General features: G+C 61.5%; 14 protein-coding genes. 8 read left to right on the plus strand and 6 right to left on the minus strand.

Going from position 1 to position 16973, the window contains the following annotated elements; all coding sequences use genetic code 11:
- Positions 1-36: 36 nt before the first annotated feature.
- Entirely contained in the window at positions 37-462 is a 426-nt protein-coding gene (gene fosA, locus ACMGGM_RS16000) for a FosA/FosA2 family fosfomycin resistance glutathione transferase (RefSeq protein ID WP_047173263.1), read from the plus strand.
- Here the strand turns inward: fosA and ACMGGM_RS16005 are convergent.
- Positions 448-1455 (minus strand): LacI family DNA-binding transcriptional regulator, encoded by a 1008-nt coding sequence (locus ACMGGM_RS16005; protein WP_248227995.1) that lies wholly within the window; start codon positions 1453-1455, stop codon positions 448-450. The two genes, fosA and ACMGGM_RS16005, sit on opposite strands and share 15 nt — an antisense overlap.
- A 185-nt stretch (positions 1456-1640) precedes the next feature.
- Between ACMGGM_RS16005 and ACMGGM_RS16010 the strand changes: the two genes are divergently transcribed.
- Together ACMGGM_RS16010 and ACMGGM_RS16015 are read left to right on the plus strand one after the other, a co-directional pair.
- Positions 1641-2729 carry a cellulase family glycosylhydrolase gene (locus tag ACMGGM_RS16010; protein WP_063943915.1) on the plus strand — a complete coding sequence of 363 codons (1089 nt, stop codon included), beginning with the start codon at positions 1641-1643 and terminating at the stop codon, positions 2727-2729.
- A gap of 50 nt (positions 2730-2779) precedes the next feature.
- On the plus strand, positions 2780-4201 hold the full coding sequence (locus tag ACMGGM_RS16015) for an MFS transporter (RefSeq protein ID WP_045134371.1): 1422 nt from the start codon (positions 2780-2782) through the stop codon (positions 4199-4201).
- On the opposite strand, the gene ACMGGM_RS16020 is transcribed toward ACMGGM_RS16015, so the two are convergent.
- Genes ACMGGM_RS16020 through ACMGGM_RS16035 form a run of 4 tightly spaced genes read right to left on the minus strand, consistent with a single transcriptional unit; the run spans position 4164 to position 8910 of the window.
- Positions 4164-4985 carry an alpha/beta fold hydrolase gene (locus ACMGGM_RS16020; protein WP_045134370.1) on the minus strand — a complete coding sequence of 274 codons (822 nt, stop codon included), beginning with the start codon at positions 4983-4985 and terminating at the stop codon, positions 4164-4166. The two genes, ACMGGM_RS16015 and ACMGGM_RS16020, sit on opposite strands and share 38 nt — an antisense overlap.
- Positions 4986-5015: 30 nt before the next feature.
- Positions 5016-6635 carry an MFS transporter gene (locus ACMGGM_RS16025; protein ID WP_023331926.1) on the minus strand — a complete coding sequence of 540 codons (1620 nt, stop codon included), beginning with the start codon at positions 6633-6635 and terminating at the stop codon, positions 5016-5018.
- The gene (locus tag ACMGGM_RS16030; protein ID WP_014882379.1) at positions 6632-7039 is read right to left on the minus strand and encodes a DoxX family protein; all 408 of its coding nucleotides are present in this window, start codon (positions 7037-7039) and stop codon (positions 6632-6634) included. The genes ACMGGM_RS16025 and ACMGGM_RS16030 overlap by 4 nt, the downstream gene beginning before the upstream one ends.
- Positions 7039-8910, minus strand: coding sequence for an amidohydrolase (locus ACMGGM_RS16035; RefSeq protein WP_023331927.1), 1872 nt, complete (start codon positions 8908-8910; stop codon positions 7039-7041). Before ACMGGM_RS16035 ends, ACMGGM_RS16030 begins: the two co-directional genes overlap by 1 nt.
- Positions 8911-9126: 216 nt before the next feature.
- Here ACMGGM_RS16035 and ACMGGM_RS16040 point away from each other — a divergent pair, with 216 nt between their 5' ends.
- The 5 genes from ACMGGM_RS16040 (at position 9127) to ACMGGM_RS16060 (ending at position 16346) form a co-directional block, all read left to right on the plus strand.
- Complete coding sequence (locus tag ACMGGM_RS16040) at positions 9127-9813, plus strand: hydrolase (RefSeq protein ID WP_023331928.1); 687 nt, start codon at positions 9127-9129, stop codon at positions 9811-9813.
- A 61-nt stretch (positions 9814-9874) separates the two neighbouring features.
- The gene (locus tag ACMGGM_RS16045; RefSeq protein WP_014882382.1) at positions 9875-10090 is read left to right on the plus strand and encodes a DUF1427 family protein; all 216 of its coding nucleotides are present in this window, start codon (positions 9875-9877) and stop codon (positions 10088-10090) included.
- A complete protein-coding gene (locus ACMGGM_RS16050) occupies positions 10087-10347 on the plus strand; it encodes a XapX domain-containing protein (protein WP_014882383.1) in 261 nt (86 codons plus the stop codon). Before ACMGGM_RS16045 ends, ACMGGM_RS16050 begins: the two co-directional genes overlap by 4 nt.
- Positions 10348-10370: 23 nt before the next feature.
- Positions 10371-10751: a response regulator transcription factor gene (locus ACMGGM_RS16055; RefSeq protein WP_014882384.1), complete on the plus strand. Its 381-nt coding sequence runs from the start codon at positions 10371-10373 to the stop codon at positions 10749-10751.
- A gap of 9 nt (positions 10752-10760) precedes the next feature.
- Complete coding sequence (locus tag ACMGGM_RS16060; RefSeq protein ID WP_059372200.1) at positions 10761-16346, plus strand: ATP-binding protein; 5586 nt, start codon at positions 10761-10763, stop codon at positions 16344-16346.
- On the opposite strand, the gene ACMGGM_RS16065 is transcribed toward ACMGGM_RS16060, so the two are convergent.
- Positions 16347-16964 carry a response regulator transcription factor gene (locus tag ACMGGM_RS16065; protein WP_023338979.1) on the minus strand — a complete coding sequence of 206 codons (618 nt, stop codon included), beginning with the start codon at positions 16962-16964 and terminating at the stop codon, positions 16347-16349.
- Positions 16965-16973: the final 9 nt, after the last annotated feature.

Here is a 16973-nt window from a genome sequence, read left to right on the forward strand (position 1 = left end):
GTATCACGTCCGGCGCGAAAAACAAAAGGGCTCATTATGCTGCAATCACTCAACCATCTGACCCTCGCGGTCAGCGACCTGCAAAAAAGCGTCACCTTCTGGCACGAGCTGCTGGGGCTGACGCTCCACGCCCGCTGGAATACCGGGGCCTATCTCACCTGCGGCGATCTGTGGGTCTGCCTGTCGTACGACGAGGCGCGCCAGTATGTGCCGCCGCAGGAGAGCGACTACACCCACTACGCGTTTACCGTCGCAGAAGCGGATTTTGAACCGTTCTCGCACAGGCTGGAGCAGGCGGGCGTCACCGTCTGGAAGCAGAACAAAAGCGAGGGGGCGTCGTTCTATTTTCTCGACCCGGACGGGCACAAGCTGGAGCTGCACGTGGGCAGCCTCGCCGCGCGGCTGGCGGCGTGTCGCGAGAAGCCCTATGCGGGCATGGTGTTTACCTCAGACGAGGCTTGAGGCGCGCACCTTCAGCCTGCCCGCCAGCGTCACGTGCGTGGCGGCATCTTCCTGATTGCACAGGTACTCCACCGCCAGCCGTCCCAGTTCGCTGTAGGGCAGCTGGATACTGGTCAGCGGCGGGGTGAGCTGCTCGGAGATCTTCTGGTCGTCGTAGCCCGCCAGCAGCATGTCCTGCGGGATGCGCACGCCGTTCACCGCCAGCGCCTGATAGCAGCCAATCGCCAGCCAGTCGCTGGCGCAGAAGATGGCGTCCGGGCGCTCGGCCAGTTCCAGCAGAGAGGTAGTGACGGTAAAGGACTCGCTGAACTGCCAGTTGGTCTGGCGCACCAGGTCGTCGTCGCACGCCAGTCCGGCCTGCTGCAGCGCGGCCTGGTAGCCTGCCAGTCGCTGGCGTGAGGCCTCCATCCAGCTCTCGCCGGTGATGTGGGCGATGCGCGTGGCCCCGCAGGCGATGAGGTGTTTAGTCACCTGGAAGGCGTTGGCGTAGTCGTCCGGGATAAACGACGGCAGCAGCGGCGAGCCGGGGTCACGCTGGTTGAGCAGCACCAGCGGGATGCGGGTGCAGTCCTGAAACGCCGTCATGTCCACCAGCGTGGTGACCGGAGAGGCGAGAATAATCCCGATGCAGTTGCGCTTCTCCAGCTGACGGATGATGTTCAGCGCCAGCTCGATGTCGTCGCCGTAGTCGTAGACGGTGAGCAGGGTCTCGTTGCGCCACGCCGCTTCCCGCGCCTGGCTGATGGCGTCGATAAACGGGTCGAAGCTCTGAACGGAGCTGACCAGCAGGGCGATCTCTTCCTGGTTGCGCGGGGCGTGAACGGCGGGGAGGCGGTCGTAGCCGAGCTCGGTGGCAACGCCAATCACCCGCTGGCGGGTGTCGTCGCTGAGCTTGATGTTGCGGGACTGGTTAAGCACCAGCGATACCGTCGCCTGCGACACCCCTGCCGCCCGCGCAATATCGTTCATCGTCACTTTCGGTTTTCGCTTCATCCGTCCTCTCCCTTTCGCGAATTCGCATCATACCCTAACCGCGCGCTTACGCGCCGTCGATCACGTTTCTCATTCATCGAAGCGCGAACTTTGTGAAGGCCGTCGCTTTTCGGCGTGCCGTGATTTGCGCATTTATCCCGCAACTAATATTTATTAGCTAAATATTATCAGTAAGAGGACGCGTAATGAAAGAGCAGTGGAGCAGGGAGCAGGCACAGGCGTGGTATGAGCAAAAAGGCTGGCTGTGCGGGTTTAACTATTTGCCGTCGACGGCGGTGAACTGGACCGATATCTGGCAGGAAGAGACCTTCGATGCCGAGACCATCGACCGCGAACTCGGCTGGGCGGCGGAGGCAGGCTACAACACCCTGCGCATTAACCTGCCGTTTATCGTCTGGGAGCATGACCGCGACGGGCTGATGGCGCGCATCGACCGGTTTTTGACCATTGCCGACGGCCGCGGGTTCAGTACCATGCTGACCCTGATGGACGACTGCGGCTTCTCCGGCGACGAGCCGTACCTCGGCCCGCAAAAGCCGCCCGTACCGGGCAAGCACAACAGCCAGGCGGCGGCGAGCCCGGGGCGGGATAAGGTGTGCGATCCCGACTGCTGGCCGCAGATTGAGCGCTATATCCGCGACGTTGTCCGCCAGTTCCGCGCGGACAAGCGCGTGCTGCTGTGGGATCTCTACAACGAGCCGGGTAACCGCGGCATTTTCGCGACGGGCACGCAGGAGGTGCAGTACGACGCGAAGCTGGAGACCTGCGCCCATGAACTGATGAAGCTGGCGTTCCGGTGGGTGCGTGAAGAGAACCCGACCCAGCCGCTCACCGTCTGCGCCTGGCGTCTGCCGCCGGAAGAGGAGGGCGAGACGTTCTTCCGGCATCCGCTGGACCAAACCGCGCTGGCACTCTCGGATGTGGTGAGCTTCCACGCCTACACCCACACCGGGCGCATGACGGCGATAATCCAGCAGCTGCAAACGCTCGGTCGTCCGCTGTTCTGCACCGAATGGCTGGCGCGCCACGTGGGCAGCACCATCGAAGAGCAGCTCCCGCTGATGTATGCGGCGAAGGTCGCGCCCTACCAGTGGGGGCTGGTGCGCGGCAAAACCCAGACGTGGCTGCCGTGGCCGGTGGTGATGAAGGAGTCCACGGACTACTGCCGCCTCTGGTTCCACGACGTGTTTGAGGAAAACGGCATTCCGTTCTCACGTCGTGAAATCGCCCTGATGCAGCAGCTGCGCAAGATCGCCCCGAAGGCGCAGGACTAATAATATCGACCCGGCGGTCCACCGCCGGGCAACCAGGCAGGCATATAACAATGGCAATGACAATGAAAATACCGTCTCGCGAGTTGTGGTCTTATTTTGGTTATGGATTAGGTCAGTGTTTTAGCTTTGGTTTAGTGGGTTCGTTTATTAACTATTTTTACACCGACGTGCTGGGCATTTCGGCGCTGGCGGCGAGCACCATTTTCCTGATTGCCCGCGCGTGGGACGCGGTTCACGATCCGCTATTTGCCAGCATTATGGACACCATTAACAGCCGGTTCGGCAAGTTTCGCCACTTTTTGCTGATCGCCCCTTTGTTGATCACCGGCGTCACGCTGCTGTCGTTCTATAAAATTGAAGCGGACATGACCACCAAAATCCTCTACGCCGGGGTGACCTACATCCTGTGGGGGACGCTGTATGCCATCTCCGATATTCCGTTCTGGTCGATGTCGTCGGTGATGACCAACGACTCCGCCCAGCGTACCCGCGCGGTGACGGCGGCGATGCTCGGGGTGAACGCCGGGATTGCCTGCGCCAATATCTTCTTCCCGAAGCTGGCGGCGTTCTTCGCCCAGTACAGTAACGACAAAGGCTATTTTATGGCGGCGCTGGTGATGATGCTGGTGGGGCTGCCGCTGATGCTTAACGGCTTTATGCAGATCAAAGAGCGCGTGCCGCCGAGCCCGGAAAAGGTGACCATCCGCGACACCTTCCACAACCTGCGTCAGAACAAGCCGCTGTTTATCGTCCTGCTGTCGTTCTTTTTCTGCGTGTTCCACAACGTGGCGGGCGGGCTGTATATCTACTTCTTTATCAACAACCTGGGCGACGGTAGCCTGCAGATGGCGATTGGCGTGATGGGGATAGTCGCGGCAGTGCTGTGCCTGGTCGCCCCGATGCTGACGCGCCGGATGCAGAAGCGGAAGCTGTTTATGATCCTCTGCGGGCTGGACGTGGCGGTGCGCGTGGTGATGTGGTTTGTCGGGTATCAGCAGGTGACGATGCTGTTTATCCTGCTCGGCCTGAGCACCCTGTTTGTGATGATGACCAACATCCTCACCTCGTCGATGATTGCCGACACCATCGAGTACGCGGAGTACCACACCCACAAGCGCTGCGCGGCGATTACCTTCTCCGGGCAGACCTTTACCGGCAAGATGTCGGTGGCGGTGGGCGGCGGGTTAATCGGCGTGTTCCTGACGTTGATTGGCTACGTGCCGCAGGCGCAGATCCAGAGTGAAAGCGTGCTGGAGGGGCTGTTCTTTGGGATTTGCCTGCTGCCGGCGATGGGGTCAGCGATCCGAATGGGCTTTATGTCGCGCTTTACCTTTACCGAGGAGAAGCATGCGGAGATTTGTCGGCTGCTGGCAGAGCGGAACGCGTCTGCGAAAGCGCCGGGTGGCGGCTGCGCCTTACCCGGCCTACAGAAAATTACAGCGACTTCACAAACGCCAGCAGATCTTCGTTGAGCTGGTCCTGGTGGGTCAGCGCAAAGCCGTGCGGCGCGTTGTCGTACACCTTCAGCGTGGCGTTTTGGATCATCTCTGCCGCCAGCTTGCCGGTGCTTTCAAACGGCACGATCTGGTCGTTGCTGCCGTGAATCACCAGCGTCGGCACGTCGATTTTCGCCATATCCGGGCGGAAGTCGGTTTCGCCGAACGCGGTCACGCAGTCGATGGTGCCTTTCAGCGATGCCAGCAGGGCAATGTTCAGCGTCTGGGTCAGGGCACCGGCAGAAACGGTTTGTCCGGCGTTGGTACCGTAGAACGGGGTGGCGAAGTCGCTGATAAACTGGGCGCGATCTTTACGCAGTCCGTCGCGAATGCCGTCGAATACGCTTTGATCCACACCCTGCGGGAAGGAGTCGGATTTACCGAAGATCGGCGTGACTGCGCCCAGCAGCGCCAGACCGGCGACGCGTGAGCTGCCGTAGTTATTGATGTAACGGGTCACGTCGCCGCCGCCCATAGAGAAGCCCACCAGCGTCACGTCGCGCAGATCCAGGGTGGTGATCAGGTCATTGATGTCGGACGCAAAGGTGTCGTAGTCGTAACCGTTCCACGGCTGATCCGAGCGGCCAAACCCGCGACGGTCAAAGGCGATGGCACGGAAGCCGCGCTCGGCCAGGTAGTTCAGCTGGCTGTCCCACATGTCGCCGTCCAGCGGCCAGCCGTGGCTGAAGAGAACCGGTTTACCCGCGCCACAGTCTTTGTAGTAAATCTGCGTGCCGTCTTTTGCCTTAAACGTTGCCATAGTGTGTTCCTGTACAGGTGATGGTTATGGTTATACCGGCGCGACCAGGTAGCGAATAGCCGGTGAGGTTGTGCCCTGATGAAAAGCCAGAACGCGGCTCTGCAGCAGGAGGTCATTCATGGTGTGGCGCTCCTGCTGCCGCAGATGCTCAATCCACGAGCCCATCAGGAAGGTCTCGATAAACAGACCGGGGCGCTCGATATCTTCATACACCGCCCAGCTCATCGCCCCGGCGCGGCGGCGCACCCGGCGCAGCTCGTGGACCGCCTCCAGGAAGGCTTTGGCGTGTTGCGGGTCGATGAGGTACTCGTGCGAGACCAGCACCGGGCCGCGTTCGTTCGGCAGGTCAATCTCTACGCCGTCCAGCGGCTGACCGCTCAGGTCGAGGTTCAGGTCCGGATCTTTCTCCAGCTTCCAGCGGAACACCGTCGCGCTCGCCAGCACCATCCCCAGCGTGGCGACAACCAGCGAGGTTGGGGTACCGAACCGGGAGGCGATCTGCCCCCAGAGGGCGCTGCCTGCGGTCATCGAGCCGAAGAACACCGTCAGATACACCGCCAGCGCGCGGGCCTTCACCCAGCGGGCGGCGCTGCGCTGCGCGCCGAGATTGAGGGTGGAGAGCACCGCAATCCACGCGAAGCCAGTGAAAAACTCAAACAGGTTAAGCAGCCAGACGTGGCGCACAAACGCCAGCGCCAGCATGGTGAGGGCAAAGGTCAGGCTGGCGGCCACCATCAGGCGGTCGGCATTCAGCCGCTGGCGCAGGCGCGGCAGCAGAATCGCACCGGCAATCGCCCCCAGGCCAATGCACGCCAGCATTACGCCGTAGCCCGCCGGGCCTAAGCCCAGCTCGCGGCGCGCCACCAGCGGCAGTAACGCCCAGCCCGCGCTGCCGAAAACGAAGAAGGCCACGGTGCGCACCAGCACGTTGCGCAGCACCGGCGCGGCGTGCACGTAGCGAATGCCGGATCGCACCGCCGAGAAGAAATGCTCCGGCGGCAAACGCTGCACGGTCGGGGCCTGACGCCAGCGCCACAGCACCCACGCCACGCCGACCACGGACAGCGCGTTCAGGGCAAACACCATCCACGGCCCGGCGAGCGACAGCAGAAAACCACCCAGCGCGGGACCAATCGCCCGGCTGATGTTTACCCCGAGCGAGTTCAGCGCCACGGCGGCACCCAGTTCGGGCTTGCTCACCAGGTCCGGCACCACGGCCTGAAACGGCGGCGAGCTCATCGCCGCGCCGACGCTCAGCAGAAACGTCGCCACCAGCAGAACGGCGGGAGTGACGTGTCCGGTGAAGGAGAGCACCGTCAGCCCGGCGGCGGCGATAAACACCCACAGCTGGGAGAAGAGCAGGTATTTACGTCGGTCGACGATATCCGCCATTACCCCGGACGGCAGGGCGAAGAGGAACATCGGCAGGCTGCTGGCCGCCTGCACTAGCGCGATGTCCAGCGGATCGGCGCTCAGGGTCAGCATGCTCCAGTTGATGCCGACGTCGCTCATCCATGAGCCGACGTTAGAGACCACCGTGGCGATCCACAGCATCCTGAACACCGGCTGGCTTAGCGGCTGCCAGGGCGAAACCGTTGATGTGTGCGTCGTCTCGACGTGTGCGTCGCGAACGTCGTTAACCTGGGTCATGCGAACCTCTCCGCTGCCTTACGCTGCAATCGCCACTGGCCAGGGCCGGTGAGGGCAAGGGTGGTAAAGATAATCAGCAACAGCCAGCCAAACTGCCCTTCGGCAATCGACCAGTTCGGGTGCACCGCCAGCATCGCCACCAGCAGCACGGCGATAATCGGCAGGCACGCCAGGCGGGTATACACGCCCGCAATAATAAACAGCGGGCAAATTACCTCGGCGACGATGGCCGGGATCAGGCTGGCATAGGGCCCGAAGCCGAACGGATCTTCAATGCGCGTCAGCTCTTCACTGAAGTGCAGTACCTTTGGCAGGCCGTGCACGTACAGCAGCAGCAGGCTGCCGGTCAGGCGCAGGAAGAACAGCCCCAGGTCAACCCGGGGCGGAGCAAGCGTGTTTTTCATCAGAATGCAAAGCAGCTGCAGCCCAGCGCCCCCCAGAAAGCGTTATCGTCGGACACCGGCATTTCTGACGTGCGGGCAAAATCATGCTGGTGGCTGTGAACCCCGCACGGGCCGCTGCAGTGGTGAACGGCGCTCATGCCCACGCGTGCGGCCTGCGGCGGCGCGCTGCGGTAGTGGCCCGGTACTTTCACGACCGGGGACCAGTCGGGCAGAACCGGAATGGCGGGCGGCGCGAGCGGGCCAAAGGTGCCTGCCGCGTAGACGATATCGCCGTTGACCACCGTCAGGACGGACTCGATGCCCTTGATCTCCTCTTCCGGCACGCGGAAGTAGTCTTTGCTGAGTACGGCCAGGTCGGCGAGCTGGCCGACCTTGATCTGCCCCTTCTGATTCTGCTCGCTGGAGAACCACGCGCTGCCCTGGGTCCAGAGCATCAGGGCGGTATCGCGATCCAGACGGGCGCTGTGGTCGTACATCTGCATCCCGCCGACGGTACGGCCGGAGACCAGCCAGTAGAGCGCGGTCCACGGGTTGTAGCTCGCCACGCGGGTGGCGTCGGTGCCTAAGCCCACCGGTACCCCGGTCTCCAGCATTTTCGCCACCGGCGGTGTATGGCGGGTGGCTTCGATACCGTAACGTTCGGCAAAGTACTCGCCCTGGAAGGCCATACGGTGCTGGACGGCAATGCCGCCCCCGAGCGCTTTGATGCGGTCGATGTTGGCCTGGGTGACGGTTTCCGCGTGGTCAAAGAACCAGTGCAGGCCGTTGAACGGAATGTCGCGGTTCACCTTCTCGAAGACGTCCAGCATGCGGCTGATGGATTCGTTATAGGTGGCGTGCAGGCGGAACGGCCAGCGGTGCTCCACCAGGTGGCGCACCACGCGCTCCAGCTCGTCCTCCATGCCCGGCGCGAGATCCGGGCGGGGTTCGAGGAAATCTTCAAAATCGGCGGCGGAGAAGACCAGCATCTCGCCCGCGCCGTTATGGCGGAAGAAGTCGCTGCCCTGGCCCGGCGTGAGCATGTCGGTCCATTTCTCAAAGTCCTCCAGCTCGTGGCCCGGACGCTGGGTAAACAGGTTGTAGGCGATGCGGATGGTCATCTGCTTTTTCTCGTGCAGCTCGGCAATCACCTCGTAATCTTCCGGGTAGTTCTGGAAGCCGCCGCCCGCGTCGATGGCGCTGGTCAGCCCCAGACGGTTCAGCTCGCGCATGAACTGACGGGTGGAGTTAACCTGCTGCTCCAGCGGCAGCTTCGGTCCTTTGGCCAGCGTGGCGTAGAGGATCATGGCGTTCGGGCGCGCAATCAGCATCCCGGTTGGGTTGCCGTTGGCGTCACGCTGGATCTCGCCGCCCGGCGGGTTCGGCGTGTCTTTGGTATAGCCGACCACCTTCAGCGCGGCGCGGTTGAGCAGGGCGCGGTCGTAGAGGTGCAGGATGAAAACCGGGGTGTCCGGGGCGGCGGCGTTGATCTCGTCCAGCGTCGGCATGCGGCGTTCGGCAAACTGGAACTCGGTCCAGCCGCCCACCACGCGTACCCACTGCGGCGACGGCGTGCGCAGAGCCTGCTCTTTCAGCATCCGCAGGGCATCGGCCAGCGACGGCACGCCTTCCCAGCGCAGCTCGAGGTTGTAGTTCAGCCCGCCGCGAATGAGGTGCAGGTGCGAATCGTTCAGCCCGGGGATGGCGGTGTGGCCTTTCAAATCGACCACTTTCGTACCGTCGCAGTGATGTTGCATCACCTCAGCGACGGTACCCACTTCCAGAAATTTTCCATCGCGCACGGCAACGGCTTCCGCGATGGGGTTCTCGCGATCGACGGTATGAAACTGGCCATTAACCAGAATGAGATCGGCTTTACCGAGGGTAACCATAACTGCTCCTGACTGAGAGGGGAATGGTCAGGATTATGGGAACCGGTTTCGGCAAAGATCCAGTTATACAATAGGATAGGTATACCAAAGTATAACTATACCTAAGGTTAACTATACGAAGAGATAATTACGCCCAGGGGCGATAAACCGCAGGATGAGCGTGACTTTATCGCCGTGCGCTCACGGCGATTTCACCCTTAACCACTGGAAAATGCTATGACCTCTTCAAAGCTCGAAGTGTTAACCCCTGCGAACTGTCAGATAATCTTTATCGATCACCAGCCACAGATGGCGTTTGGCGTGCAGTCTATTGACCGCCAGGTGCTGAAAAATAACACCGTGGCGCTGGCGAAAGCGGCGAAAGTCTTCAATATCCCGACCATCATCACCACCGTAGAGACCGAAAGCTTCTCCGGTAACACCTATCCGGAACTGCTGGACGTGTTCCCGGGCCAGGACATTCTGGAGCGTACCTCCATGAACTCCTGGGACGACCAGAAAGTGCGTGACGCGCTGAAGGCCAACGGCAAGAAGAAAGTCGTGGTAGCAGGTCTGTGGACCGAAGTGTGCAACAACAGCTTTGCCCTGTGCGCGATGCTGGAAGGCGATTATGAAATTTACATGGTGGCGGATGCCTCCGGCGGCACGTCAAAAGAAGCCCACGACTTCGCGATGCAGCGCATGATCCAGGCGGGCGTGATCCCGGTGACCTGGCAGCAGGTCATGCTGGAGTGGCAGCGCGACTGGGCGCGTAAAGAGACCTACACCGCGGTAATGGATATCGTGCGCGAGCACTCTGGCGCGTACGGCATGGGCGTCGATTACGCCTACACCATGGTGCACAAAGCGCCATCTCGCCAGAAGAGCGAGCACCGCACCTTAGCGCCGGTCCCGGCTCGCTAAGCCCTGTCGGCGGGCTGGTCCCTCATCCGGCTCGCCGCTGCTTTTTTCTCTGGAGTTCACAATGAGTACTGGGCTGATATCCCTTGCGGCAGGCGTGTTGATTGGCCTGATGTATGCCGTGCTGAAGGTGCGCTCCCCCGCGCCGCCCGCGCTGGCGCTGATTGGCCTGCTGGGGATGCTGGCGGGTGAACAGGCGACGCGGCATCTGTTATCCCGCGACAGTGCGCCTGCACAGGTCACCGTTCCGGCAGCACCGCAGACAGGAGCATCGTCATGAAAGCATGGATTATTTCGCTGGTGTGCGGCGTGGTAGCTGGGGTAATTTACGCTCTGCTCGACGTCCATTCGCCGGCACCGCCGGTTGTCGCCCTGCTTGGCCTGTTTGGCATGCTGGTGGGGGAGCAGCTCATCCCGGTGGGACGACGCTTAATGAGTCGCGAACCGCTGACCCTCGCCTGGTTTCGTCACGAATGCGTACCGAAAATCAGCGGCACGGCGCCCCCGGCGCCCGCGAAGGACACGCGCGACGTTTAATGATTTGTGAGAGGAAAGACCGCATGACGCTGCCGTGGCGCATTGCCATCATTGATGACGAACGTTCCGTCCGCAGCGGGTTGAGTAATCTCCTGGAGTCGGAAGGGTATTCGACCGATACGTTTGATTCGGCTGAGGGGTTCCTGAGCCATCCTCTCGCGCTGTCCGGCGCGGCGCTGGTGATCACCGATATCAAGCTGCGAGGCATGAGCGGCCTTGAGCTGTTCGACAAGCTGCGGCTGCTGGCCGTACCGCCACCCCCTGTACTCTTTATCTCCGGTCATGCTGATGAAAATATGCAGCGGTACGCCCTCAGTCTGGGCGCCGCTGCATTTTTGCGTAAGCCGATTAACATCGATATTCTGCTGGATCATATTCAGCGGGAGCTGGCCCGCCGACAATAAGGATCGCGGATGAACGAAAACGAGCAGCCTGCATTCTGGCCCGCCCAGGGAAATCTTCATCAGGGGCGGGTTTTTGTCCTTAAAGAGGATGTGATTTTTACCGTGCTGGCGCAGGAGGGCGGCATCGCCTGGATGAACGCACGTCATCCCCATTCCGGCGGCTCCTTCATCATTGCCACCGCGGTGAGCGACGAAGAGGAAGAGCGGGCCACCCGGCTGCTGAAAAACGAGTTTGCGCTGCGCGACGTGCTCCAGGACAGCTGGGCCATTCGCGCCGTCGCCTCTACCCAGTATCGGGGGCGTTTCGCGCTGGTTTACGCCCCGTTTTCGTTTGAGCTGCTGGCGCGACGCGCGGGCAGGGCGATCTCCGGGATTGCGCGCTTTATCGAGCTGGCGATCCAGATCTGCGCCCCCCTGCGCCAGATGCATCTGCAAAACCTGATCCACGGCGATATCAAACCCGGCAGTATTTTTGTTTATCACGATGCCACCTGCCGTCTGGGCAGCTTTGGTCTCTCCTGCCGTTTTTCCGATGCCTTCTCGCAGACCCGTCTTACCGTTTCAGGCGGTACTCCCGCCTGGATGTCGCCGGAACATACCACCCGCACCCGGCGCCCCGTCGACAGCCGCAGCGATCTCTACAGCCTCGGCATGGTGCTGTATGAACTTCTGACCGGACGCCTGCCGTTTGAACTGGGCGCGGACGATCAGACCAACTGGGCGCACTACCATATTGCCTCGGAGCCGCTGGCCCCGGACGTGATACGCCCGGACGTGCCGGGAATGCTCTCAACCATCCTCCTCAAGCTGCTGGAAAAGCATCCTGATAACCGCTATCAGACGGTGGACGGGCTGATTGCCGACCTGCGACGCTGCCAGGCGACGTTGACCGGTGAGGGCGAGATCGCCCCCTTTACTCCCGGTCAGCAGGATCGCACCCCGGCGATCCATCTGGCGGATTCCCTGTTCGCGACGCATCCGCAGGCGAATGACGTCATTGCCGCGTTTGAGCGAGTCGGGCAGAGCCGGGTGCCAGAGCTGGTGACGATCGGCGGACCGTCAGGGATCGGGAAATCCTCGATCATCGCGACGGCGCTTAAAACGCTGCAGCAGCGTACGGTGCTGCTGGCGGTAGGCAAGGTGGACCAGTTTTCGCCGTCACTGCCTTACGGCGTGCTAAGTTCCGCGTTTCGCACCCTGACGTTGCACCTGCTGGGGCTGCCCGCAGACGACGTGGCGAAGTGGAAAATCCGTCTCTCGCGCGCCCTGGAGGGCCACGAGGCGCTCGCTGTCAGTCTTGTGCCTGAACTGGGGCTGCTGCTTGAGAGCAAACCGCGCTTCTCGCCGGATACGTTTTCCATTGATGCCCGGGCGCGCTTCAGCCATATGGTGCTGGCGCTGGTCAAAACCTTTGCCTCTCAGGGCTGCCCGCTGGTGCTGGTGCTTGACGATCTTCAGTGGAGCGACGCCGCCAGCCTGCATACGCTCAAATACCTGCTGGTGAACAGCGGGGCAATCCCGCTGCTGGTGGTTGTTGCTCACCGGGATATCTGTTCGTTATCCGATGCCACTTTACAAGCGCTGCTGACGAGTCTTCCGGAAGCGGCGCTAAACGCGAGCGAAATTGTCCCTCAGGCGCTGTCCGTGAAAGCGGTAGCGCGCTGGCTGGCGACGCTGTTTCGAACCCGCAGCACGGCGACGTCTGACCTCGCCACGCTGATCCATGAAAAAACCGGGGGCAACCCGCTCTTTGTGCATGAGTTTTTCCGCCGCATTGTCGATGACGGGCTGGTGGTGCATAACAAATATCAGGATAAGTGGCACTACGATCTGCAGGCGATCCGCGCCCGGCATTACACCGAAAACGTCGTCACCCTGGTGCTGGAGCAGCTCGAAGAGTTGCCCGACGAGACGCGTCGCCTGCTGGGGAGTTTTGCCTGCCTCGGCGGCAAGGGCGAGATGGAGATGATATGCCGCGTTGTCGGCATGTCGATGGCGGAAATGCGCTATGCGCTCCATCCGGCGGTCATGGCGCAGCTCATCGTGCTGACGGAAAAAGAGTACGCCTTCACCCACGACAGGGTGCAGGAAGCCGCCTTCGCGCTGCTGGATCCGCATGAGAAAAGCCACCTTCATCTGACCACCGCCAGCCTGCTAGCCGATGCCGCGCGGCAGGCTGCGGGAAACGAACTGCTTTTCCGCGCCGTTCACCATGTTACGGCCGCACTGGACAGCATTCAGCCCGCTCCGCAGCGGCAGATGTTCCGCGAGCTGAGCCTGCTGGCCGCGCGCCGGGCGAAACGCACGGGCGATTATCTTTCGGCACTGAGCTACATCCAGACGGCGAGAGCGCTGGGCAATGCCGGTGTGGTGTCAGACTTTGTGCTGGATATTGAAGAGGCGGGCTGCGAGTTTGCGCTCGGCCATCTGGAGCGGACCCGCGAGCTGTGCGATGCGATCCTGGGCTGCCCCGGCGGGCTGACCGAAAAAGCGCTGGCGGCCAACCTGCTGGTGGAAGTCTATATTCGCCAGTCGGATAGCCGTCTGGCGCTGGAGGCGGCGCTCTGCTGGCTGGGTATTTTTGGTATTCAGATCGGCCGCCATCCGGAAGATGCCGACTGCGATGCTGCCTGGAAAGACTTCTGTAACCGCACGGGCGACGCGCCGCAAAGCCGCTATGCCCAGCTCTCGCGGATGGAAAATCCGGAAACGGAAGCGGTAATGAACCTGCTCTACAGCGCCAGCATTTGCGCCAGCTTCATCTGTCCGCGTCTGCACTTTTTGCTGCTCTGCCGCATGATGCACCTGACCCTCGACCACGGCATCACCGGCGCCTCCACCACGGCGATGGCCTGGTTTGGCGTGTTGATCGGCCACCGCTACGCCGAGTATCGCCTCGGGTTCCAGTACGGCACGCTGGCCCGCGAGCTGGTCAATCGCCACGGCTATGATGCGTATGAAGCGAAAACCCTGCTGCCGCTCGATCAGCTCAGCGTCTGGACCCAGCCGCTGTCGTTCACCATCGAGTGCGCAAAAGCCTGCTTCACCGCGGCGGTGACCCACGGTGATATGACGATGGCCTGCTTCGCGGCCTGCCACCAGGCCATTAACTTCCTCTCTCGGGGCGATCATCTCGACGGGGTGCTGACCAGCATCGATCGCGGCCTGGCCTTTGTGCGGAAAACCCACTTCCAGGACGTTGAGACCATTTTGATGGTTCAGCGTGGCTACGTGGAGTTTTTACGCACGCCGGTGATCGGCACCTGGACCGCCTCGCAGGTGCTGCCGGAGGCGCTGCTGCCTGCTTCGCCAGAGCAGGCTCCGGAACAGACGTCGACCATGCTGTTCTGGTACTGGCTCTATCGCGGTATGGCGCACTTTACCTGCGGCGAATTTGCCGATGCGCAGGCGGATCTTGAGATGGCGGGCTGGTACGCGTGGTCTGCGCCTGGCCATATCCATCTGCTGGATTACCATCTCTACAGCGCCCTGGCGCTTTCCCGCCAGCTAACGCCGGAGACGTTCTCGGCGAATCATCGACGCAGTATTCACGCTCACTACGACAAAATTGCCCTCTGGGCGCGCATTAATCCGGGGACGTTTGCGGATAAAGAAGCGCTGATTTACGCCGAAATCGTGCGTCTGGACGGCATGAACAGCATTGCGCTTGAGCAGTACGAGAAAGCGGTCCGGCTGTCACGCGAGGGCGGCTTTAATCCGATTAACGCCCTGGCGCACGAGCTGGCGGGTCGCTTTTCGCTGTCCTGCGGTTACCCGACCGCGTCAGATGCGCATTTTCGCGGCGCCATTGCCGCCTGGGGCCGTGCCGGGGCACAGGCTAAGGTGCGCCAGCTGGAGCAGGATTTCCCGCATCTGCTGGCCTCTGGACAGGCCAGCGCCTATGACACGGTAGCGTTTGCCCAGAATGAAGTGATCCGCGATTTGCAGAGCGTGATCAAAGCCTCACGCGCCCTGTCGGAAGAGATCAACCTTGAGCGGCTCATCGAAAACCTGATGACGCTGCTGCTCGAACGTGCCGGGGCGCAGCGCGGCCTGCTGCTTCGCGTGAGCGATAACCTGATTCCGGAGATCGAAGCCAGCGCGTGGACCAGCACCGAGGGCGTGCGGGTGCGGATCCTGAAGGACGTACCGGTAGCGACCGACATGCCGCTGTCGGTGCTGGCGGCGGTGATCCGCACCGGACAGGAGATCCGCACCGGTAAACCGGAGGAGTTCCATCCCTTCAGTCAGGATCCCTACCTGGTGACCTCGGGGGCGGCCGTGATGTGCGTTCCGATGTTCAAACAGGCGCGGCTGGTGGGGGTGCTCTATCTGGAAAACCGCCTGATGCCGGAGGTCTTCACCGCCGAGCACTCTCGCGTGGTGAGCCTGCTGGGGGCGCAGGCTGCGGTCTCTCTGGAGACGGCGCGGCTGTACGCCGAACTGCTGGCGGAGAACATCCAGCGCCGACGCGTGGAAAAAGAGCTGCGCGCCAGCCAGAACTCGCTGATGCTGGGTGAGCAGATCAGCCACACCGGGAGCTGGCGCTGGGAGCTAGAGCAGGATCTGATGTTTATGTCCGAAGAGTACGCCCGTATTCTCGGCCTGCCCGAGCAGCAAAAGATGATCTCCATGGCGGAGTTTTTGACCTTCGTCCATGAGGATGATTACGCCCGCATCAGCGCCATCGTCACCCAGAGCGTGCGCGAGGGGCTCTCTATGCGCGCGGAGTTTCGTATTAAGCGTACCGACGGTTCCACGCGCTATATCCTCGGGATTGGCGATCCGGTGGGCGTGGGCAGTGAGGTGAACGAGTATTACGGCATCATTACCGATATTACCAGTCAGCGCGCCGCGGAGGATGCCATGCGGGTGGCGCAGGCGGAACTGGCGCGGGTGTCGCGTGCCACCACGGTCGGTCAGTTAACCTCTTCCATCGCCCACGAGATCAACCAGCCGCTGATGTCGATCGTCTCTAACGCCGGGGCAAGCCTGCGCTGGCTTAACCGTGAACCCGCCCGGCTGGATAAAGTGCGGGAAGGGCTGGAGGAGATCGCCGCGGAAGGTGCCCGGGCGGGGGAGATCATCCGCAGCATTCAGTCCCTGACCCGCAAGCAGGATCCGACCTTCGCGCGTATCGATCTCCACTATCTGATCCACCACATTATTACCCTTTCCCGCAGCGAGCTGGAGCAGCGACACATTAGCGTGGATTATCTGTTAAACGCCGGTGACAGCTTTATCACCGGGGACAGCGTGCAGATCCAGCAGGTACTGCTGAATCTGGTGATGAACGCCGTTGAGGCCATGGCGGAGGTTAACGATCGCCCCTGCATCATCACCCTCAGCACCGGCAACGCCGACGGGAACGTTATCGTCGAGATCGCCGATACCGGCAGCGGCATTGAGCCCGAGCGGCTGGAGAAGATTTTTGACTCGTTCTATTCCACCAAGGCGCAGGGAATGGGGATGGGGCTGACCATCAGCGCCAGCATCATTGAGCGACACAGAGGAAAACTGAGCGCGCGCCGCCGGGAGCCACACGGCACGGTGTTTGCGTTTGTGTTACCGCTTGCCGGACAGACAGGGGAGTAGTTAATCCGAAGGCTGGCTGTGGGTCAGGCGCTCAACGGCCCTGACCAGCTCCGCTACGGAGCGCACCTGCATTTTTTCCATTACGCGACGGCGATGCACTTTCACCGTGATCTCGCTGACGCCAAGCTCGGCGGCAATTTGCTTGTTCAGCATCCCGCTTATCGCCAGTGTTAACACCTCATGTTCCCGTGGCGTAAGGGACATGTGGCGCTGCTTCAGGGCATAGTGCTCTTTGTTGCGCACGGCGTTGTTTTCCGCCAGCTGGAGCGCAGACTGAATGGCGTCGATCAGCGCGGTGGATTCAACGGGCTTGGTGAGAAATTCGTACGCGCCGCCTTTAATGGCGCGCACCGACATCGGGATAGTGCCGTGGCCGGTGAGAAAAATAATCGGGATGTCGCGCCCGCTGTCCTTGAGGGCGTCTGCTACGTCAAAACCTGAAATGGCGGGCATTTGCATATCGAGGATCACACACGACGGCAGATCCTCAAAACGGTGCTGAAGAAACGCCTCTGCTGATGAAAACCCCATGGCGTCTAAATCCGCTGATTCCAGCAGGCCGAGAACGGACTGCCTGACCGCGTCATCGTCGTCAACCACATACACAATGTGTTCCATTCACTGCCC

It is taken from the genome of Enterobacter sp. BNK-14 (assembly GCF_047456095.1).
Lineage (GTDB): Bacteria > Pseudomonadota > Gammaproteobacteria > Enterobacterales > Enterobacteriaceae > Enterobacter > Enterobacter kobei.

Coding starts and splice junctions, on each gene's coding strand:
- ACMGGM_RS16020 (WP_045134370.1), bottom strand. CDS start 4,985: ATGGCAACGTTTAAGGCAAAAGACGGCACGCAGATTTACTACAAAGAC.
- ACMGGM_RS16050 (WP_014882383.1), top strand. CDS start 10,087: ATGAAAGCATGGATTATTTCGCTGGTGTGCGGCGTGGTAGCTGGGGTA.
- ACMGGM_RS16035 (WP_023331927.1), bottom strand. CDS start 8,910: ATGGTTACCCTCGGTAAAGCCGATCTCATTCTGGTTAATGGCCAGTTT.
- ACMGGM_RS16030 (WP_014882379.1), bottom strand. CDS start 7,039: ATGAAAAACACGCTTGCTCCGCCCCGGGTTGACCTGGGGCTGTTCTTC.
- ACMGGM_RS16060 (WP_059372200.1), top strand. CDS start 10,761: ATGAACGAAAACGAGCAGCCTGCATTCTGGCCCGCCCAGGGAAATCTT.
- ACMGGM_RS16010 (WP_063943915.1), top strand. CDS start 1,641: ATGAAAGAGCAGTGGAGCAGGGAGCAGGCACAGGCGTGGTATGAGCAA.
- fosA (WP_047173263.1), top strand. CDS start 37: ATGCTGCAATCACTCAACCATCTGACCCTCGCGGTCAGCGACCTGCAA.
- ACMGGM_RS16040 (WP_023331928.1), top strand. CDS start 9,127: ATGACCTCTTCAAAGCTCGAAGTGTTAACCCCTGCGAACTGTCAGATA.
- ACMGGM_RS16015 (WP_045134371.1), top strand. CDS start 2,780: ATGGCAATGACAATGAAAATACCGTCTCGCGAGTTGTGGTCTTATTTT.
- ACMGGM_RS16065 (WP_023338979.1), bottom strand. CDS start 16,964: ATGGAACACATTGTGTATGTGGTTGACGACGATGACGCGGTCAGGCAG.
- ACMGGM_RS16055 (WP_014882384.1), top strand. CDS start 10,371: ATGACGCTGCCGTGGCGCATTGCCATCATTGATGACGAACGTTCCGTC.
- ACMGGM_RS16025 (WP_023331926.1), bottom strand. CDS start 6,635: ATGACCCAGGTTAACGACGTTCGCGACGCACACGTCGAGACGACGCAC.
- ACMGGM_RS16005 (WP_248227995.1), bottom strand. CDS start 1,455: ATGAAGCGAAAACCGAAAGTGACGATGAACGATATTGCGCGGGCGGCA.
- ACMGGM_RS16045 (WP_014882382.1), top strand. CDS start 9,875: ATGAGTACTGGGCTGATATCCCTTGCGGCAGGCGTGTTGATTGGCCTG.